13 protein-coding genes are annotated in these 17,019 nt (G+C 61.5%); 10 read left to right on the forward strand and 3 right to left on the reverse strand.

The genetic code is table 11. The features are described 5' to 3' along the window. The first annotated feature begins 6 nt into the window (after positions 1-6). Positions 7-1,110, forward strand: coding sequence for a Gfo/Idh/MocA family protein (locus tag C5L13_RS19265; protein WP_105384887.1), 1,104 nt, complete (start codon positions 7-9; stop codon positions 1,108-1,110). Positions 1,111-1,126: 16 nt separating this feature from the next. Continuing rightward, on the forward strand, positions 1,127-1,768 hold the full coding sequence (locus C5L13_RS19270; protein ID WP_105384888.1) for a ThuA domain-containing protein: 642 nt from the start codon (positions 1,127-1,129) through the stop codon (positions 1,766-1,768). 28 nt (positions 1,769-1,796) lie between these two features. Here C5L13_RS19270 and C5L13_RS19275 read toward each other — a convergent pair whose 3' ends face one another. After that, positions 1,797-3,788, reverse strand: coding sequence for an alpha-glucosidase (locus C5L13_RS19275; RefSeq protein ID WP_105385037.1), 1,992 nt, complete (start codon positions 3,786-3,788; stop codon positions 1,797-1,799). 24 nt (positions 3,789-3,812) lie between these two features. After that, positions 3,813-4,517: a GntR family transcriptional regulator gene (locus C5L13_RS19280; protein ID WP_105384889.1), complete on the reverse strand. Its 705-nt coding sequence runs from the start codon at positions 4,515-4,517 to the stop codon at positions 3,813-3,815. 100 nt (positions 4,518-4,617) lie between these two features. Between C5L13_RS19280 and C5L13_RS19285 the strand changes: the two genes are divergently transcribed. The 4 genes from C5L13_RS19285 to C5L13_RS19300 all read left to right on the forward strand — a co-directional run bounded on the left by C5L13_RS19285 (position 4,618) and on the right by C5L13_RS19300 (position 8,442). Continuing rightward, positions 4,618-5,775 (forward strand): LLM class flavin-dependent oxidoreductase, encoded by a 1,158-nt coding sequence (locus C5L13_RS19285; RefSeq protein ID WP_105384890.1) that lies wholly within the window; start codon positions 4,618-4,620, stop codon positions 5,773-5,775. Then, positions 5,775-6,668 carry an aldo/keto reductase gene (locus tag C5L13_RS19290; protein ID WP_105384891.1) on the forward strand — a complete coding sequence of 298 codons (894 nt, stop codon included), beginning with the start codon at positions 5,775-5,777 and terminating at the stop codon, positions 6,666-6,668. Before C5L13_RS19285 ends, C5L13_RS19290 begins: the two co-directional genes overlap by 1 nt. Further along, positions 6,668-7,201, forward strand: a complete 534-nt coding sequence (locus tag C5L13_RS19295) for a flavin reductase family protein (protein ID WP_105385038.1) — start codon at positions 6,668-6,670, stop codon at positions 7,199-7,201. The genes C5L13_RS19290 and C5L13_RS19295 overlap by 1 nt, the downstream gene beginning before the upstream one ends. A gap of 71 nt (positions 7,202-7,272) precedes the next feature. Further along, a complete protein-coding gene (locus tag C5L13_RS19300; RefSeq protein WP_105384892.1) occupies positions 7,273-8,442 on the forward strand; it encodes a pyridoxal phosphate-dependent aminotransferase in 1,170 nt (389 codons plus the stop codon). Positions 8,443-8,500: 58 nt separating this feature from the next. On the opposite strand, the gene C5L13_RS19305 is transcribed toward C5L13_RS19300, so the two are convergent. After that, positions 8,501-10,906 (reverse strand): DNA translocase FtsK, encoded by a 2,406-nt coding sequence (locus C5L13_RS19305; protein WP_105385039.1) that lies wholly within the window; start codon positions 10,904-10,906, stop codon positions 8,501-8,503. 152 nt (positions 10,907-11,058) lie between these two features. On the opposite strand from C5L13_RS19305, the gene C5L13_RS19310 reads away from it, so the two are divergent. The 4 genes from C5L13_RS19310 to nirB all read left to right on the forward strand — a co-directional run bounded on the left by C5L13_RS19310 (position 11,059) and on the right by nirB (position 17,015). After that, positions 11,059-11,646, forward strand: coding sequence for an ANTAR domain-containing response regulator (locus C5L13_RS19310; protein WP_105384893.1), 588 nt, complete (start codon positions 11,059-11,061; stop codon positions 11,644-11,646). A gap of 37 nt (positions 11,647-11,683) precedes the next feature. Next, positions 11,684-12,961 (forward strand): CmpA/NrtA family ABC transporter substrate-binding protein, encoded by a 1,278-nt coding sequence (locus tag C5L13_RS19315; protein WP_205836855.1) that lies wholly within the window; start codon positions 11,684-11,686, stop codon positions 12,959-12,961. 324 nt (positions 12,962-13,285) lie between these two features. Continuing rightward, positions 13,286-14,545 (forward strand): MFS transporter, encoded by a 1,260-nt coding sequence (locus C5L13_RS19320; RefSeq protein WP_105384895.1) that lies wholly within the window; start codon positions 13,286-13,288, stop codon positions 14,543-14,545. Between the two features lie 19 nt (positions 14,546-14,564). Further along, on the forward strand, positions 14,565-17,015 hold the full coding sequence (nirB, locus tag C5L13_RS19325; RefSeq protein ID WP_105384896.1) for a nitrite reductase large subunit NirB: 2,451 nt from the start codon (positions 14,565-14,567) through the stop codon (positions 17,013-17,015). Positions 17,016-17,019 lie beyond the last annotated feature (4 nt).

The raw sequence follows: 17,019 nt of genomic DNA on the forward strand, positions 1-17,019 counted from the left end.
GAATGAATGGACAAGGTCGGCATCGGCATCATTGGATGCGGCAATATCTCGGGCGCCTATCTGAAGGCGATGACCGCTGACTTTCCAGTTCTCGACATTCGTGGCTTGGCCGACCTCAACCGCGAGCTTGCCGAAGCCAAGGCCTCCGCGTTCAGCCTGTCGGCCAGGACGGTCGACGAACTGCTCGCCGATCCAAAGGTCGAGATCATCGTCAATCTGACCATCCCGAAAGCCCATGTGGCCGTCGGTCTGCAAGCGCTCGAAGCCGGCAAGCACACCTATTCGGAAAAGCCGCTCGGGATTAATTTCGCCGAAGGGAAAAAATTGGCGGAGGCCGCGAAGGCGAAAGGCCTACGCATCGGCGCCGCCCCCGACACCTTCCTTGGTGGCGGCCACCAGACCGCCCGCGCATTGATAGATCAGGGCGTCATCGGCATTCCGGTCGGTGGCACCGCGACCTTCATGTGCCCCGGCCATGAGCGCTGGCACCCGAACCCGGCCTTCTATTACGAAGTCGGGGGCGGCCCCATGCTGGACATGGGGCCGTATTACATCACCGACCTCGTCAACCTGCTGGGGCCTGTGGCGAAAGTTGCGGGCTTTGCGATCACGCCTCGCAAGGAGCGGATCGTCACCAGCGAACCGCGCAACGGCGAGCGCATTCCTGTCCATGTGCCCACCCATGTGGCCGGCGTCATGGCCTTTGCCAACGGCGCAGTCGTGCAGATCGGCATGAGCTTCGACGTTGCGGGCCACAAGCATGTGCCGCTCGAAGTTTACGGCACGGAAGGCACGCTGATTGTCCCGGACCCGAACCGTTTTGCCGGACCTGTCGAATACCTCAAGAAAGGCGGGCAATTCGAAGATCAGCCCGTGACCATGCCCTATGCGGACGGCAACTATCGTTCGATCGGGGTGGCGGACATGGCCCATGCGATCCGGTCCGACCGGCCGCATCGCGCCAACGGCGATCTGGCGCTGCATGTGCTGGAGGTCATGGAAGCGTTTCACACAGCTGCCGAAACTGGCCGGACGATCAACATCACGACGGCCGTGGAGCGTCCCGCGCCCTTGTCCGAGTCGCTCGTCGACGGCCGGCTCGCCAAGTAATTTCCAGGAGGAAGAAATGAAAGAAGCACTGATCGTCTGGGGCGGATGGAGCGGACACGAGCCGCAGGAATGTGCCGCCATCATCAAGGACATGCTCGAAGAGGACGGTTTCAAGGTCTATGTCGAACATTCGACGGAGGCCTTCGCCGATCCCTCGATCCATGATCTGAGCCTGATCGTGCCGATCATGACCATGTCGAAGATCGAGAAGGAAGAGGTCAAGAACCTTGCGGCCGCCGTCGAGAGCGGCGTCGGCATCGCCGGCTACCACGGCGGCGCGGGCGACGCCTTCCGCGAATCCGTCGATTATCAGTTCATCATCGGCGGCCAATGGGTCGCCCATCCCGGCAACATCATTGATTATACCGTCAATATTACCCGCCCGGACGATCCGCTGATGGAAGGCATCTCCGACTTCCCCTACACGTCCGAGCAGTATTACATGCATGTCGACCCCTCGAACGAGGTGCTGGCAACCACGACCTTCACCGGCGACCACGCCTGGTGGATCGACGGCGTCGTCATGCCGGTCGTCTGGAAACGCAAATACGGCAAGGGCCGCGTCTTCTATTCCTCCCTCGGCCACCAGGCCAAGGAATTCGACGTGCCGCAGATGAAAACCATCTTCCGCCGCGGCGCCAATTGGGCCGCGCGGTGATGCAGCAAGGGGCGACGGACCGTCGCCTCTACAGCTCTCTCAAGGCGACGAACGTTTCCTTGAATGAAGCATCTGCGCGGTAGAAGACCGGCGGGTTGCCGATGGGCGAAGCAACCGCGATCTCCTGTCCGCCTTCGTATCCTTGCCCAGACCACAGATGCACCCAATCTGCTCCGTCAGGCAGATAAACCAGTCGCTCCTCCTGCGCGGCGTGCCAGACCGGCGCCACCAGCAGTTCGGAGCCGTAGAGATAGGCATCCTGGATCGCATAGGTCTTCGGATCATGCTCGTAATGCAGGAAGAGAGGCCGCTGCACCGGCAGGCCGCGCGCGGATGCCTCTTGCGACAAGCTCTTCAGATATTCCCCGAGATGAACATAGATCCGCGTCATCCGCGCGAAATGGGCAAGCACGTCCGGGTCCTGGTCGACCTGCACATTGTCGCGCGGCCTGTTGCCCTCGTGGGTTCGCATGACCGGCGTGAATGCGGCCATTTCCGCCCAGCGCATGATCAGTTCGGGTGTGCGGACATTGCCGAAGAGGCTCGTGTAACCGCCGATGTCGGAATGATGATAGGCATTCCCCAGCAGCCCCGACGACAGCGCCGCACAAATGACGGTCACCAGCCCGTCATGCCGGGAAAAATCCACCGACTGGTCGCCGCCCCAGAGCAGCGGGCAATGCTTCTGCACGCCTGTGAAACCGGCCCGCATGAAGAACAGGGCGTCCCCTGTCCTGCCGCGGCTTTCCACCGCCATGGCATTGACCTCGGCCCACAGCGTCGGCCAGGCATTGTGCATCAGCTTGGCGTCGATGCCGTTGGCAAGCTCCACGTCGATGGGAAGATATTCGCCGAAGTCGGCCATCCATCCGGACAGTCCGTAGTCCAGCATGCGGCGGCCGATGATTTCCTCGGCAAACCAGTCGGCGGCCTCCGGATTGGTAAAATCGACGACGCCGCAGTCGAACTCGCCGAAATCGACAATCGCGGTACGGCCGAGTTGATCCTTGGCGAAATAGCCGGCGGCTTCGGCCTCCGGGAAAAGCGATCCGTCGACGGCGAGATAGGGGTTCACATAACCCAGGAACCGAATGCCTTCGTCATTCAGCGCTGCAATGCGTTGCCGCAGATCGGGATAACGCTCCTCATTGGCCTGCCAATCCCAGAAAAGGCGCGAACCGAAGGAGGTCTGGCGGATACCCACCCAATCTTCGCACCAGAGGCCGGAAACCTGCACCCCCGCCTCGCGCATCCTCTCCAGTCTCTCGAAGGAATTCACGCCGTCCTTGAGACCGATGATGGCTCCCCGGTAGACCCAGTCCGGCAGCTCCGGCTGCCGCCCGAAACGCAGTGACAGCATGGTGACAAGCTCGGCAAACGTCGGAGCGCAGTAAAATTCGACGCGCTCCGGCACGGCCCATACCTCCAGCTCGTGGAATGTCCGGCGGCGAAAATCGAAGATGGAATAGGCCGTCGTCTCGACATGCAGCGCGTATCGGGCCGAGGAGAGATAGGTCGGCTGAGGATAGTTGGTGTTGTAGTAGTCCCCGCCGGCCTTGTCCTTGAGATCGGACTTGAACGTGATCTCGCTCGTCTTGTCGCGGCCGACGCCAGGCTCGGAGGTCCACAGCGGAAAGCGGCGCCCGCGCATGTCGAAATAGGACATCTGCTCGCCGCCGCCCCAGACATGCTCGTCATGATCGGCCTGGATACGGATCCAGAAACGATTGATGCTTTCGTCCAGCGACCGGAAAAAGATCGTGGATCCCCCGATCGTCATCTCCAGACGGGGCGGCAGACCTTTAGCTTCCGACAGAGTGATCCTGGAGCCGTCGACCTCCGCATGCCGCAGCGGGCTGCGCTCGACGATATAATCCTCGACCTCGAAGTTGCCGCGATACATGTCCATCCGCTCCTGGCCGTGCCCGACGAAGATGGACGGCGATGACGCTGTATGGTGCAGCACGGTGCGGTTGTTCAGAGAAATGGAGAAACCGTCGGATGTGGCGTGGAATTTCATCATTCTGCTACTCAATTGAGATCCCTACCGGAGCCGCGACACGTAACGTGCCACCGAATGATCGAACCATGTGCGGGAAACCTCCGCCACCACGCCATCCTGCGCCTGGCTCAGTCGCAGCACATGGGGGATCGGCGCGCCGGGTCTTTGCCCGAATGCCCGCGGCGCCCAGTCGGGCACCGTATCGAGATCGATCCTGTCTTCAGCCTTCGAAATCCAGAGGCCGAGCCGGGTGCGGTAATAGAGGTAGAGGGATTCCGAGAGATCTGCTGCCGTGATTGACGGCGTATAGGAGCCGTCGAGCCAGATCTCCTCCAGAGCCGCCACCTGTCCCGACAGCCTGCGAATCCGGCGTATCCGATGCCCTTCCGGCGAGAATCCGAAATTCGGCAATATCCCCGGCTTGTCGAGCCGGGCCACATCCAGCACCTCCGCCGTCGGCAGTCCGCCGCCCTGGATGAGCTCCAGCCGGAACATCGCATAGACGCTTCTCGGATCGCTGACCGCCCGGACGTAGTTGCCGGATCCCTGAACCCGCTCGAGAAGACCCCTCGCCTGCAGCTCCGCCAGCGCCTTGCGCAGCGTTCCTACCGCAATTCCGAGCTGCGAAGCCATATCCCGCTCCGGCGCAAGCTTCTCGCCGTCGACCAGCCGGCCGGCAGCGATATCCCGCACGAGCAGCTCGGTGATCTGCAGATAGATAGGCAGACTGCCGGGATGGCTCTCCATGAACTCGTTTCTCCTCCCCCGAGAAAAATTGATACATCATTGATCTACATCAAACCGGATGTTATGCAAGTGATAATCGTCAAGGACGGAGGAGCGTTTGATGAGTGTTGTGCCGATTACATCCCCGGAGCTCGATGCGGCGGAGGTCTCCTGGTTCTCGGCACTGTGCTCGGACGACTACGCTTTTCTCGGCGTACCGGAGGACGGCTTGAAGTCGAGCTGGGATCATTGCTCCGATATCGTCAAACGAGCCGAAACCCTGGGCTTCCGCAATATCCTCTGCCCCTCCTCCTACCAGGTCGGTCAGGATACGCTGAGTTTCGTCGCCGCCTGCTCGCAGGTCACCGACAAGATCAATCTTCTGGCCGCGATCCGCTGCGGGGAGATGCAGCCGATCATGCTTGCCCGCACCGTTGCCACCCTCGACCACATGCTGAAGGGCCGGCTGACCCTCAACGTCATCAGTTCCGATTTTCCGGGCGAGGTCGCCGACAGCGCCTTCCGCTACCGGCGCAGCCATGAGGTCGTGCAGATCCTCCGGCAGGCCTGGACGCGTGAGACGATCGACCATGAAGGCGAGGTCTACCGGTTCAAGGGCGTTTCGACCGAACCTGCACGACCTTACCAGCAGAATGGCGGACCCCTCCTCTATTTCGGTGGCTATTCGCCGGACGCGCTGGAACTCTGCGGCGCGCAGTGCGACGTCTATCTGATGTGGCCGGAACCGAAGGAACAGATCGCCGAGCGCATGAAGGCGGTCAATGAACGGGCCCAGGCCCATGGCCGCACGCTGGATTATGGCCTTCGGGTCCATATGATCGTTCGCGATACGGAACAGGAAGCGCGCGAATACGCCGAACACTTGGTCTCGAAGCTGGATGACGAATACGGCCAACTGATCCGAAGCCGCGCCCATGACAGCACTTCGCTCGGCGTTTCGCATCAGGCCCGGACCCGAGAACTCGCCGACAAATTCGGCTATGTCGAGCAGCATTTGTGGACCGGCATCGGGCGGGCGCGCTCCGGCTGTGGCGCCGCACTTGTGGGTTCCACCGACCAAGTACTTTCGGAGATAGAGGCTTACCAGAAAATGGGTATCCGCGCCTTCATCTTTTCCGGTTACCCTCATCTCGACGAGGCGGAACATTTCGGCCAGAAGGTGCTACCGCAGCTGAAGACCTGCTCGCTGCCGCATGCCTATGGCCGCGTGCCGGCAGAGACACCCGCAACACCCCTCGGCACAGGAAGACGTCATTGATGGACCGCATTCAACTTTCGCCCGAACTGAAACTGAGCCGCCTCGTCTATGGCATGTGGCGCATCGGCGATGATCCGGATACTTCACCCAAGCATGTCCAGGCAAAGATCGAAGCTTGCCTCGCCCAGGGCATCACCACCATGGACCACGCCGATATCTACGGCGGGTATACGGCCGAGGCAATCTTCGGCGCCGCGTTGAAAGCCGCGCCTTCGCTGCGCGATGAACTCGAAATCGTCACCAAATGCGGCATTGTCGCGCCCGCCGGCCGGCACTCCGCCGTTCGCGGCAAGCACTACGATACCAGCGCAGCGCACATCAATGCTTCGGTCGAGGCATCGCTACGCGATCTGGCAACCGATCACATCGACCTGTTGCTGGTCCACCGTCCCGATCCGTTCATGGATCCGGACGAGACGGGACCGGCGCTCGATGCGCTCGTCGAATCCGGCAAGGTGCGCGCCGTCGGCGTATCGAACTTCCGGCCATGGGACTATTCGCTGCTTCAGTCGTCCATGGAAAGCACGCTGGTTACCAACCAGATCGAGATGAGCCTTCTTGCCACCGAAGTCTTCATCAACGGCGATCTCGCATTCCTTCAGGAGCGGATGATAGCGCCCATGGCCTGGTCGCCGCTGGGCGGCGGCTCTCTCTTCAAGCCCGAAAATACCGCTCTGATGAGGGTTCTGGAACGGATCGCCGGCGAGCAGGAGGTCGACGCCACCGCGGTTGCGCTCGCCTGGCTGCTTGCGCATCCGGCCAACATCCTGCCGGTTCTCGGCACCAACAATATCGCCCGTATCACGGCGAGCGCCGATGCCATGAAGGTGAAGATCGACCGCCAGACCTGGTTCGAACTCTACACCGCAGCCCTTGGAAAGCAGGTGCCATGATGCCTTCAGCCGACACCATCCAGGGCCTGAAAGAACAGGTCTTCATCCCGAATGCGTCGACGGCAAGGCATTATCGCAATGCGCTCGGCACGTTCACGACGGGAGTGACGGTGGTGACGGCAACGACCCCGAAAGGGCCGATCGGCATGACGGTGAACAGCTTTACCTCCGTGTCGCTCGACCCGCCGCTCGTCCTATGGTCCCCGGCCAAGAGCTCAAGCCGGCATCCGGCCTTCACCACGGCGGATCACTTCGCCATCCACGTGCTGAGCGCCGAGCAGGATCGCCTGAGCGCCCGGTTTACGCGCGGCGGGCTCGGATTTGATGAATTGGAGTGGACTGAAAATAGCGAGGGTGTACCGGTTATTCCCGGCACTCTCGCCCGGTTCGAATGCCAACTCACTTCAATGCACGATGCCGGCGATCACACGCTGCTCATCGGCCTCGTCCTGCGTGCCGCCCATCGTGAAGGCGATCCATTGTGTTTCTCGCGCGGCATGTTCGGACGTTTTGCGAGTGCAGGCGGTCAATAGGGGGAAAAAATATTGACCGTCCGGCGGCGTTGGGCCTAGGCAGGTAAAACGCAATTCCAACAGGCCAATCCATGACAATCATCAGACCGGACATCAGCGCCCGTGCAGCGGCAGCGCCCCGCAGCGGCATTGGCGAAATCGTCGCCTACGCCCGAGGCCGCGAAAACCTGATGCCGCTCTGGATCGGCGAAGGCGATCTGCCGACACCTGACTTCATCACCCGCGCCGCCAGTGAAGCCCTCCTCGCCGGTGAAACCTTCTACACCTGGACGCAAGGCATTCCGGCGCTTCGCGAAGCAATCGTCCGTTATTATCAGCGGCACTATGCGGCCAACCTCTCGGTCGACAATATCTACGTGACCGGCTCGGGCATGCAGTCGATCGTGCTTGCGATCCAGACGGTCGCCTCGGCCGGCAACGAGATCGTCTATCTCTCGCCAGCCTGGCCGAATGTGGTGAATGCCATCAGCGTTTCGGAAGCCAAGCCGGTTGCCGTCGAACTTGGCTTCACCGACGGCCGCTGGGTGCTCGATATCGAACGCCTGAAGGCGGCGATCACGCCGAAGACCAGCGCGCTCTTTATCAACTCGCCATCCAATCCGACCGGCTGGACAGCCACCCGGGAGGACTTGAAGGCCGTCCTTGATCTCGCCCGCCAGCACGGACTTTGGATCATCGCCGATGAGATCTATGGCCTCTATTATTTCAACGGCCCCCGCGCGCCGTCCTTCATGGACGTCATGGAGCCGGATGACCGGATCATTTTCGCCAATTCCTTTTCGAAGAACTGGTGCATGACCGGCTGGCGCGTCGGCTGGATGGTAGCGCCCGCCGAGATCGGTCAGACACTGACCAACCTTATCCAATACTCGACCTCGGGCGTTGCCCAGTTCATGCAGAAAGGTGCGATTGCCGCGCTCGACGAGGGTGACGACTTTGTCCGCACCAATATCGAACGGGCGCGAAGATCCCGCGACATCCTGTGCGACGCGCTGATTGCCACCAACCGCGTCGAAACCCGCAAACCCGATGGCGCGCTCTATGCCTTCCTGAAGATAGACGGGGTCGCCGACAGCCGCGACGAGGCGTTCCGGATCGTCGACAAGACAGGTGTCGGCATGGCGCCGGGAACCGCCTTCGGCCCCGGCGGCCAGGGGTTCATGCGCGCCTGCTATCTGCGTGATCCGCTGCAGATCGAGGACGCGGCCGAGCGGCTGAGCGACTATATCCGCAGTCGGTAGGTCGCACTTACCATGAACTCGATGAGTTGCACCGGCCTCCCCGAGGGGAGGTCGAGCGTCAATCGCCGAAATCCTCGGCCACGGTCGCAGTCGGTCGACCGCCGGCAATGATCTCGCGCTTGCCGACATGGTTCGCGGGTCCGACCAGCCCCTCCTGTTCCATGCGTTCGACCAGCGATGCGGCGCGGTTATAGCCGATCGACAGCCGCCGCTGGATATAGGACGTCGAGCACTTCTTGTCCTTCATGACGATCTTGACCGCCTTTTCGTAAAGCTCGTCGCTGTCGTCACCGCCCATGGCGCTCTTGTCGAAGACGGCTTCCTGCGAAACGTCCTCGTCTTCTGCCTCGTCTTCATCCTCGGTGACGGTGCCGAGATAATCCGGCCGGCCTTGGGTCTTGAGATGGCGGACGACAGATTCCACTTCGGCATCCGACACGAAAGGTCCGTGGACGCGGGAAATCCGCCCGCCGCCTGCCATGTGCAGCATGTCGCCCTGGCCGAGCAGGTGTTCGGCACCCTGCTCCCCGAGGATGGTGCGGCTGTCGATCTTCGACGTCACCTGGAAGGAAATGCGGGTCGGGAAGTTCGCCTTGATCGTGCCGGTGATGACGTCGACCGAGGGGCGCTGGGTCGCCATGATGAGGTGGATGCCGGCAGCACGCGCCATCTGCGCCAGCCGCTGGATTGCGCCTTCGATGTCCTTGCCGGCGACCATCATCAGGTCGGCCATCTCATCGACGATGACGACGATATAGGGCATCGGAGACAGATCGAGTTCCTGGTCCTCATAGACGATCTCGCCGGTCGTGCGGTCAAACCCGGTCTGCACGCTGACGGTGATCACCTCGCCCTTGTCACGGGCGAGTGCCGCCCGCTGGTTGTAGCCGTCGATATTGCGGACACCGAGGCGCGACATCTTGCGATAGCGATCCTCCATCTCGCGCACCGCCCATTTCAGCGCAAGTACCGCCTTCTTGGGATCGGTGACGACAGGCGTCAGGAGATGCGGGATACCGTCATAGACGGAGAGCTCGAGCATCTTCGGATCGATCATGATCAGCCGGCATTCTTCCGGGCGCAGCCGGTAGAGAAGCGACAGGATCATCGTGTTGATGGCGACGGATTTGCCCGAGCCGGTGGTGCCGGCAACCAGAAGATGCGGCATCTTGGCGAGTTCGGCGATGACAGGCTCGCCGCCGATGGTCTTGCCGAGACAGAGCGCCAGCCGGTGCTTTGTCTCCCAATAATCCTCGCATTCGATCAACTCGCGGAAATAGACAGTCTCGCGTATCGCATTCGGCAGCTCGATACCGATGACATTGCGGCCGGGCACCACGGCGACACGCGCCGAGAGTGCCGACATCGACCGCGCGATATCGTCCGAGAGACCGATGACGCGAGAAGATTTCACACCCGGCGCGGGCTCGAATTCGTAGAGCGTCACGACCGGACCCGGCCGCACGTCGATGATCTCGCCGCGAATGCCGAAGTCTTCGAGAACACTTTCGAGCAGGCCGGCACTCTGCTGCAGCGCATCCGGCTGAAAGGCCTGACCGCGCTCGCCCTGCGGCTCCTGCAGCAGCGAGATCGGCGGAAACTCGTATTCCGCCACCGCCGGACGAACGGCGCGCGGACGTTGCGGCTCGGGTTTCGGCGTCGCGACAGCTGCAGTCGGGGGTGCCGGCCGCGGCGGCTCTGCCAAAACAGGAGCCGGGGCCTCAATGACGGGCTGCGGCGCAACCTGAGCGGGAACCATGGGCTGCGGCGCCTTGACCGGATCGGGCCTTGGAGATGACGCCACGACGACGGTGCGGGCAACCGGCTTCCGTGGAACCTCGCGGTAGAGATTGGTAACCGGCTGACCGGGCTGCGCCACGATCGACCGTATTTCCGGCTGGGTAGGAACGGCCACCGGTTCGATGGCGGCCGGGCCTTCCAGCTCAAACGGCATCACATCCCAGAAAGCAAAATCGGAAATTGCGATATCCTGGCGGCTTTCGGTGGAGGCCGGCATCACCGGAACGGCTTTAGGTTGCCCAACAATCATATTGTACTCTTCGGCCACGGTTCGCCGCATTGTCGCGGCGAGCTTCTGGAGACCCGCTATCTCCTCGACCGACACTGCCGGTGGCTCAAGGACGGCTTCCGGATCATAGTCGGCAGCGTTGATGAACACCTCCGATGGAACGACGTCCATCGCGCCGCCCACTTCTGCAACCGCCGGCGGGCTGGCAAGTTCGGAGCCTACTTGCTTACGGTGCAACACGCTCTCGGGCGTCCGCGTGAAGCGCACGTTGGGCGCAAGCCGAAACGCGGCCTGCCACGGCGCCTGCTCAAGCACCGGCTGATTGAAATCCGCGAGACTCTTGGGATGGGCGCGCTCCTGCGCGGCCTCGGCGGCATCGCCTTCGGCACCGGATTGGTCGGAACTCTGGGGGAAATTAAGACGTGAAAATTGCATGAGACCCGGACGAGATACGAGGATGGCACATTCTTTCATTAAGTAAAAAATAAAGGTTAACCGGTTCTTTCCAGACCGCCTCATGGCGATGCATTTCGGGGAATTGACGATCGCGCTTGCCAAGGTTGCTGCACTGCGGCAACATTGTATGAATGCCGGCTCCCGATCTCACCATTCTGGTCATTGACGAAAATGCCATCCGCGCTTCCATCATCGAGGAAGGGCTGCGGGAGGCTGGCCACAACAATGTGACGGTCATCCATGAGGTTCAGGGCGTCGCCCGAATCATCGAGACGTTGAAGCCGGACGTGATCGTCATCGATATCGAAAACCCGAACCGTGACATGATGGAGCACCTGTTCCAGCTCACGCGCACCGTGAGCCGGCCGATCGCCATGTTCGTCGATCGGTCCGATACGGCCCTCATAGAGGCGGCGATGGAAGCAGGCGTCTCGGCTTATGTTGTGGACGGGCTCAAGAAGGAACGGGTCAAATCCATCCTCGACATGGCGATCAGCCGTTTTAACGCCTTCAGCCGCCTGCAGCGTGAACTGGCCGATGCGAAATCGGCGCTCGAGGAACGCAAGGTCATCGAGCGCGCCAAGGGGATACTGATGAAGATGCGCGGCCTTTCGGAAGAGGAAGCCTTCGCGCTGCTTCGCCAAACCGCCATGAATGAAAAAAAGAAGATGTCCGAGATCGCGCAGAGCGTTGTGACGGCGGCCGGACTTCTGATGTGATGTTTTCGACCAGGAAAATTTCCGGGAGAAAGCCGGAGTGAACATGATGACGAAAATCGGCCAATCCGGAAGCGATCTCGCTGCGCCCGCACGCGTCGACGGCGAAGGCCCGAAAGTCTTGCGCGCCGGCTTCATTCCGCTTGTGGATGCCTCAGTACTGATCGCCGCCAGCGAATTCGGCTTTGCGCGCAAGGAAGGCCTGACGCTCGACCTGGTGAAGGACGTGTCCTGGGCGAACGTGCGCGATCGCCTCGCCTTCCGTCAATTCGACATCGCCCACATGCTGTCGCCCATGCCGGTCGCCTCCATGCTCGGCCTCGGCTCGAACCCATCGCCCACCATCACGCCATTCTCGCTCGGGCGGGGCGGAAATGCGATCACGCTCTCAACGCCCCTTTTCGAGCGGATAAGAGACATCGGCGACGTTGCGGAAACTGCAGGCGCGCTGGAAACCGCCCAGGCCCTGGCAAAGGTCCTGAAGGCAACGAAGGAGCGCGGGGAACCGCTGCCGACGCTCGGGGTAACCTACCCTTTCTCCTCGCACAATTACGAGCTTCGCTACTGGCTGGCAGCCGGAGGCATCGATCCCGACCGCGACGTGAAGCTGGTTGTCGTTCCACCGCCGCTGACCTCCGATGCCCTAGCAGCAGGCGCCATCGACGGTTTCTGCGTCGGAGCGCCCTGGAACATGGTCGCCTCCGAGCGTGGCCTCGGCCGCATTGTCGCGGCCAAGCAGGATATCTGGCCATCGGCACCGGAAAAGGTGCTCGGCATGCGACCGGAATGGGCGGAAAGTCATCCGGAAACCGTTTCGCGCCTGATTGTCGCGCTCGATGCGGCCGCCCGCTGGTGCGATCGGCCCGAAAATCACGATGCACTCGCCGAAGTGTTGGCCGATCCCCGCTTCATCGCCGCGCCAGCCGATATCATCCGCCAGGTTCTCGCAGGACAATTCAGCCTTGATGACAAGGGAAACCGCCGCGTCATCGAGGATTATTTCACGTTCCATCGCGGTTTTGCGAACTATCCGAGGCCAAGCCAGGCCCTCTGGATCTACAGCCAGATGATCCGATGGGGCCAGGTGCAATTCAGCGATGAACGTCTCGGCGCGGTCGCGAGCGCCTATCGTCCCGATCTCTACCGCGCTGCGTTGGGCACAGGCCCGGCGGATGACGATATCCGCATCGAGGGCAGCTTGATTGACGACCGTTTCATGGATGGCCATGTTTTCGATCCGTCGCAGATGGCAGCCTATATCGAAAATTTCGCTGTCCGCACCTCTCTGGCAAACCATTCGGACCGCCACGAAATCTGAGCCTATCGGCAACAGATGCACATCCTTTGCGCGCCCTCGATTTAGCAACCGCACAAAAATATTGCACGGCGCCAGACCGCCGAATATTTAAGCTACATATTTCAAAGCATTATTTTTCTTTAAATTCAACCACATAAGAGACGCAATCCGAAACTGGCACGCCCATTGCATCGTCTAACCTGCATCGGTCAATGGCGACCGAAGCAGCGAGGCGCGGCATAAGCGCTGAACAAGACACCGACGTCGCAAGGTCTTTGCTGTCCGGGATCCTCCCTTCCCGTGGACGCAATTTCCAAGCGGCGTTTTTTTGTGCCCGGAGAAGCTATGTCTATTTCTGAGAAAACACCGTCGATAGCTGATGGCGAACCGGCCAAAGCATTGTGGATCTCGACGACCGCCTTCACGGTCTGTTTCGCGGTCTGGACGATCTTCGCGATCATTGGCGTTCGCATCAAACAGGAACTCGGCCTTACCGAAGCACAGTTCGGATTGTTGGTGGGCACACCTGTATTGACCGGATCACTCATCCGGATCGTGCTCGGAATATGGACGAGCCGCTACGGTGGCCGTCTGGTCTATACTCTCACCATGCTGGCGGCGGCAGTCGCGACCTTCCTGCTGTCCTATGCCACGACCTACACGGAAATGCTGATCGCCGGACTTGGCGTCGGCCTGGCAGGCGGTTCCTTCGCTGTCGGCGTCGCATATGTCTCGCCGTTCTTCCCGCCGGAAAAACAAGGCACCGCACTCGGCATCTTCGGTGCCGGCAATGTCGGCGCTGCCGTCACGAAATTCGCGGCTCCCTTTGTGCTGATCGCGTGGGGATGGCAGGCAGTTGCGGAAATCTGGGCCCTCGCGCTCGTGGCCATGGCCGTCATCTTCTGGTTTACGACGACCGATGACCCGGCATTCCGTGATCGCCGCAACCGGGGCATAGCGCCGAAGAGCCTGCGCCAGGAATTCGCTCCGCTCAAGAACGTCCAGGTCTGGCGCTTCTCGCTCTACTACTTCTTCGCCTTTGGCGGCTTCGTCGCCCTGTCGCTGTGGCTGCCGCGCTATCTGGTCGGCATCTATGGCTTCGATCTCGCGACCGCCGGCATGATCGCCGCCGCCTATTCCATACCGGGCAGCATCTTCCGCGCATTTGGCGGCATGCTCTCCGACAAGAAGGGCGCCCGCAGCGTCATGTACTGGATGCTGGTCGTTTCGGCAGTCGCAACTCTCATCCTTTCGCTGCCGGCTGCGACCGGAACCGGCTTCGGCATTACGCCGGCCGTCTTCATCGCGGTGACTTTCGTGCTCGGTTTCTTCATGAGCCTCGGCAAGGCCGCCGTCTACAAGCACATCCCTGCCTATTACCCGGACAGCGTCGGCGCGGTGGGCGGTATCGTCGGCATGGTGGGCGGTCTCGGCGGTTTCGTCCTGCCGATCGCCTTCGGTCTGCTGAAAGACATCACCGGCCTCTGGACCAGCTGCTTCATGCTGCTCTTCGTCGTCGTCGCCGTCTCGCTGGTGTGGATGCACCTGTCGGTGAGGCAAATCGACCGCCAGAAGCTTTCCACGCCAGCCGTAGCCGCCGCTTAAGACCCAAGGACTTGAAAACATGACTGAAAAACTTGTTATCATCGGCAATGGCATGGCCCCCGGGCGCATGCTGGAACACCTCTTCGAACAGGCACCCGGCCGGTATGAGGTCACGATCTTCAACGCCGAACCGCGCGTCAACTACGACCGCATCATGCTCTCGCCCGTTCTCTCGGGCGAGAAGGACTACGAGCAGATCATCATTCACGGCGACGGCTGGTACATCAAGCACGGCATCACGCTGTACAAGGGCCACAAGATCATCGCGATCGATCGCGCCGCAAAGACCGTGACATCCAACCACGGCGTCACCGAAAGTTACGACAAGCTGGTGATCGCCACGGGCTCGGTCCCGTTCATCATCCCGGTTCCGGGCAAGGACCTGCCGGGCGTCATCACTTATCGCGACCTTGACGACGTCAACGCCATGCTGCTCGCCGCCCAGTCGCGCGCCAAGGCCGTGGTCATCGGCGGGGGCCTGCTGGGTCTCGAAGCAGCGGCCGGCCTTGCCGAGCGTGGCATGGACGTGACCGTGCTGCATGTCATGCCGACGCTGATGGAGCGCCAGCTCGATCCGGCCGCAGGCTATCTGTTGCAGAAGGCCGTCGAAGACCGGGGTATCAAGGTCATCTGTAAGGCCAATACCAAGGCGATCGTCGGCAACGGCAAGGTGGAAGGCATTGAACTCGACGACGGCCGCATCATCCCGGCAACGCTCGTCGTCATGGCGGTCGGCATCCGCCCGAGCGTCGGCCTCGCCAAGGAAGCCGGCCTGGCCGTCAACCGTGGTATCGTGGTCGACGCTGGCATGCAGACCTCGGATGGCGATATTTTCTCAGTCGGCGAATGCGCCGAAGTGGGTGGCATGGTCTATGGCCTTGTCGCCCCACTCTACGAAATGGCGCGCGTCGCTGCTTCTCATCTCGCTGGCGACAGCAAGCCGGCTTTCGTACATTCCGACACTCCGACCAAGCTCAAGGTCACCGGCATCGACCTCTACTCGCTCGGCGACTTCGCCGACGGCGACGATCGCCAGGAAATCGTGCTCCGCGATGCGACTGCGGGCGTTTACAAGCGCCTTGTCCTCAAGGACAACCGCATCATCGGCACCGTACTCTACGGTGAGACCTCCGACGGCGCATGGTTCAACGATCTGAAGAAGAAGGCGACCGACATCTCCGAGATGCGCGACACGCTGATCTTCGGACAGGCTTACCAGGGAGGGTCCCCGCTGGACCCTATGGCGGCCGTTGCAGCCTTGCCGGATGATGCGGAAATCTGTGGCTGCAACGGCGTATGCAAGGGCAAGATCACCTCGACGATCTCGGCCAAGGGGCTGACCTCGCTGGACGATGTGCGTGCTCACACCAAGGCTTCAGCCTCCTGTGGCAGCTGTACGGGCCTTGTCGAGCAGCTCATGGCGCTGACGCTCGGCGATGCCTACAACCCGGCAGCCGTCACGCCGATGTGCACCTGCACCGAACTCGGCCACGACGACGTGCGCCGCCTGATCAAGGCTAAGAAGCTCAAGACCATTCCGGCCGTCATGCAGGAACTGGAGTGGAAGACCTCCTGCGGCTGCGCCAAATGCCGCCCGGCGCTCAACTATTACCTCGTCTGCGACTGGCCGGACGAATATGCCGACGACTACCAGTCGCGCTTCATCAACGAGCGCGTCCACGCCAACATCCAGAAGGACGGCACCTATTCCGTGGTGCCGCGCATGTGGGGCGGCGTCACCAACTCGCAGGAACTGCGGGCGATCGCCGACGTGGTCGACAAGTTCGAAATCCCGCTGGTGAAGGTCACCGGCGGCCAGCGCATCGACCTGCTCGGTATCGAGAAGGAGGACCTGCCGGCCGTCTGGGCCGACCTCGGAAAGGCGGGTTTCGTTTCCGGACAGGCCTACGCCAAGGGGCTGCGCACCGTGAAGACATGCGTCGGCTCAGACTGGTGTCGCTTCGGCACGCAGGACTCGACCGGTCTCGGCATCCGCATCGAGAAGTTCATGTGGGGTTCCTGGACACCTGCCAAACTGAAGATGGCCGTCTCCGGGTGTCCGCGCAACTGCGCGGAAGCGACCTGCAAGGATATCGGCGTCATCTGCGTGGATTCCGGTTTCGAGATTCACTTCGCCGGCGCCGCCGGTCTCGACATCAAGGGCACCGAAGTGCTCGGGCTCGTGAAGACCGAGGATGAGGCGCTCGAGCATATTGTGGCACTCACCCAGATGTACCGCGAGCAGGGCCGCTATCTGGAGCGCATCTACAAGTGGGCGAAGCGCATCGGCCTCGACGAAATCCGCCGGCAGATCATGGACGATCAGGAGAAGCGCGAAGCCTATTACGAACGCTTCGTCTTCAGCCAGAAATTCGCCCAGGTCGATCCCTGGTCCGAGCGCGTCTCGGGCAAGGACAAGCACGAGTTCAGGCCGATGGCGACGGTCGGTTTCAATCAGGCCGCGGAGTGAGAAG

The organism is Neorhizobium alkalisoli, assembly GCF_002968635.1.
GTDB lineage: Bacteria > Pseudomonadota > Alphaproteobacteria > Rhizobiales > Rhizobiaceae > Neorhizobium > Neorhizobium alkalisoli.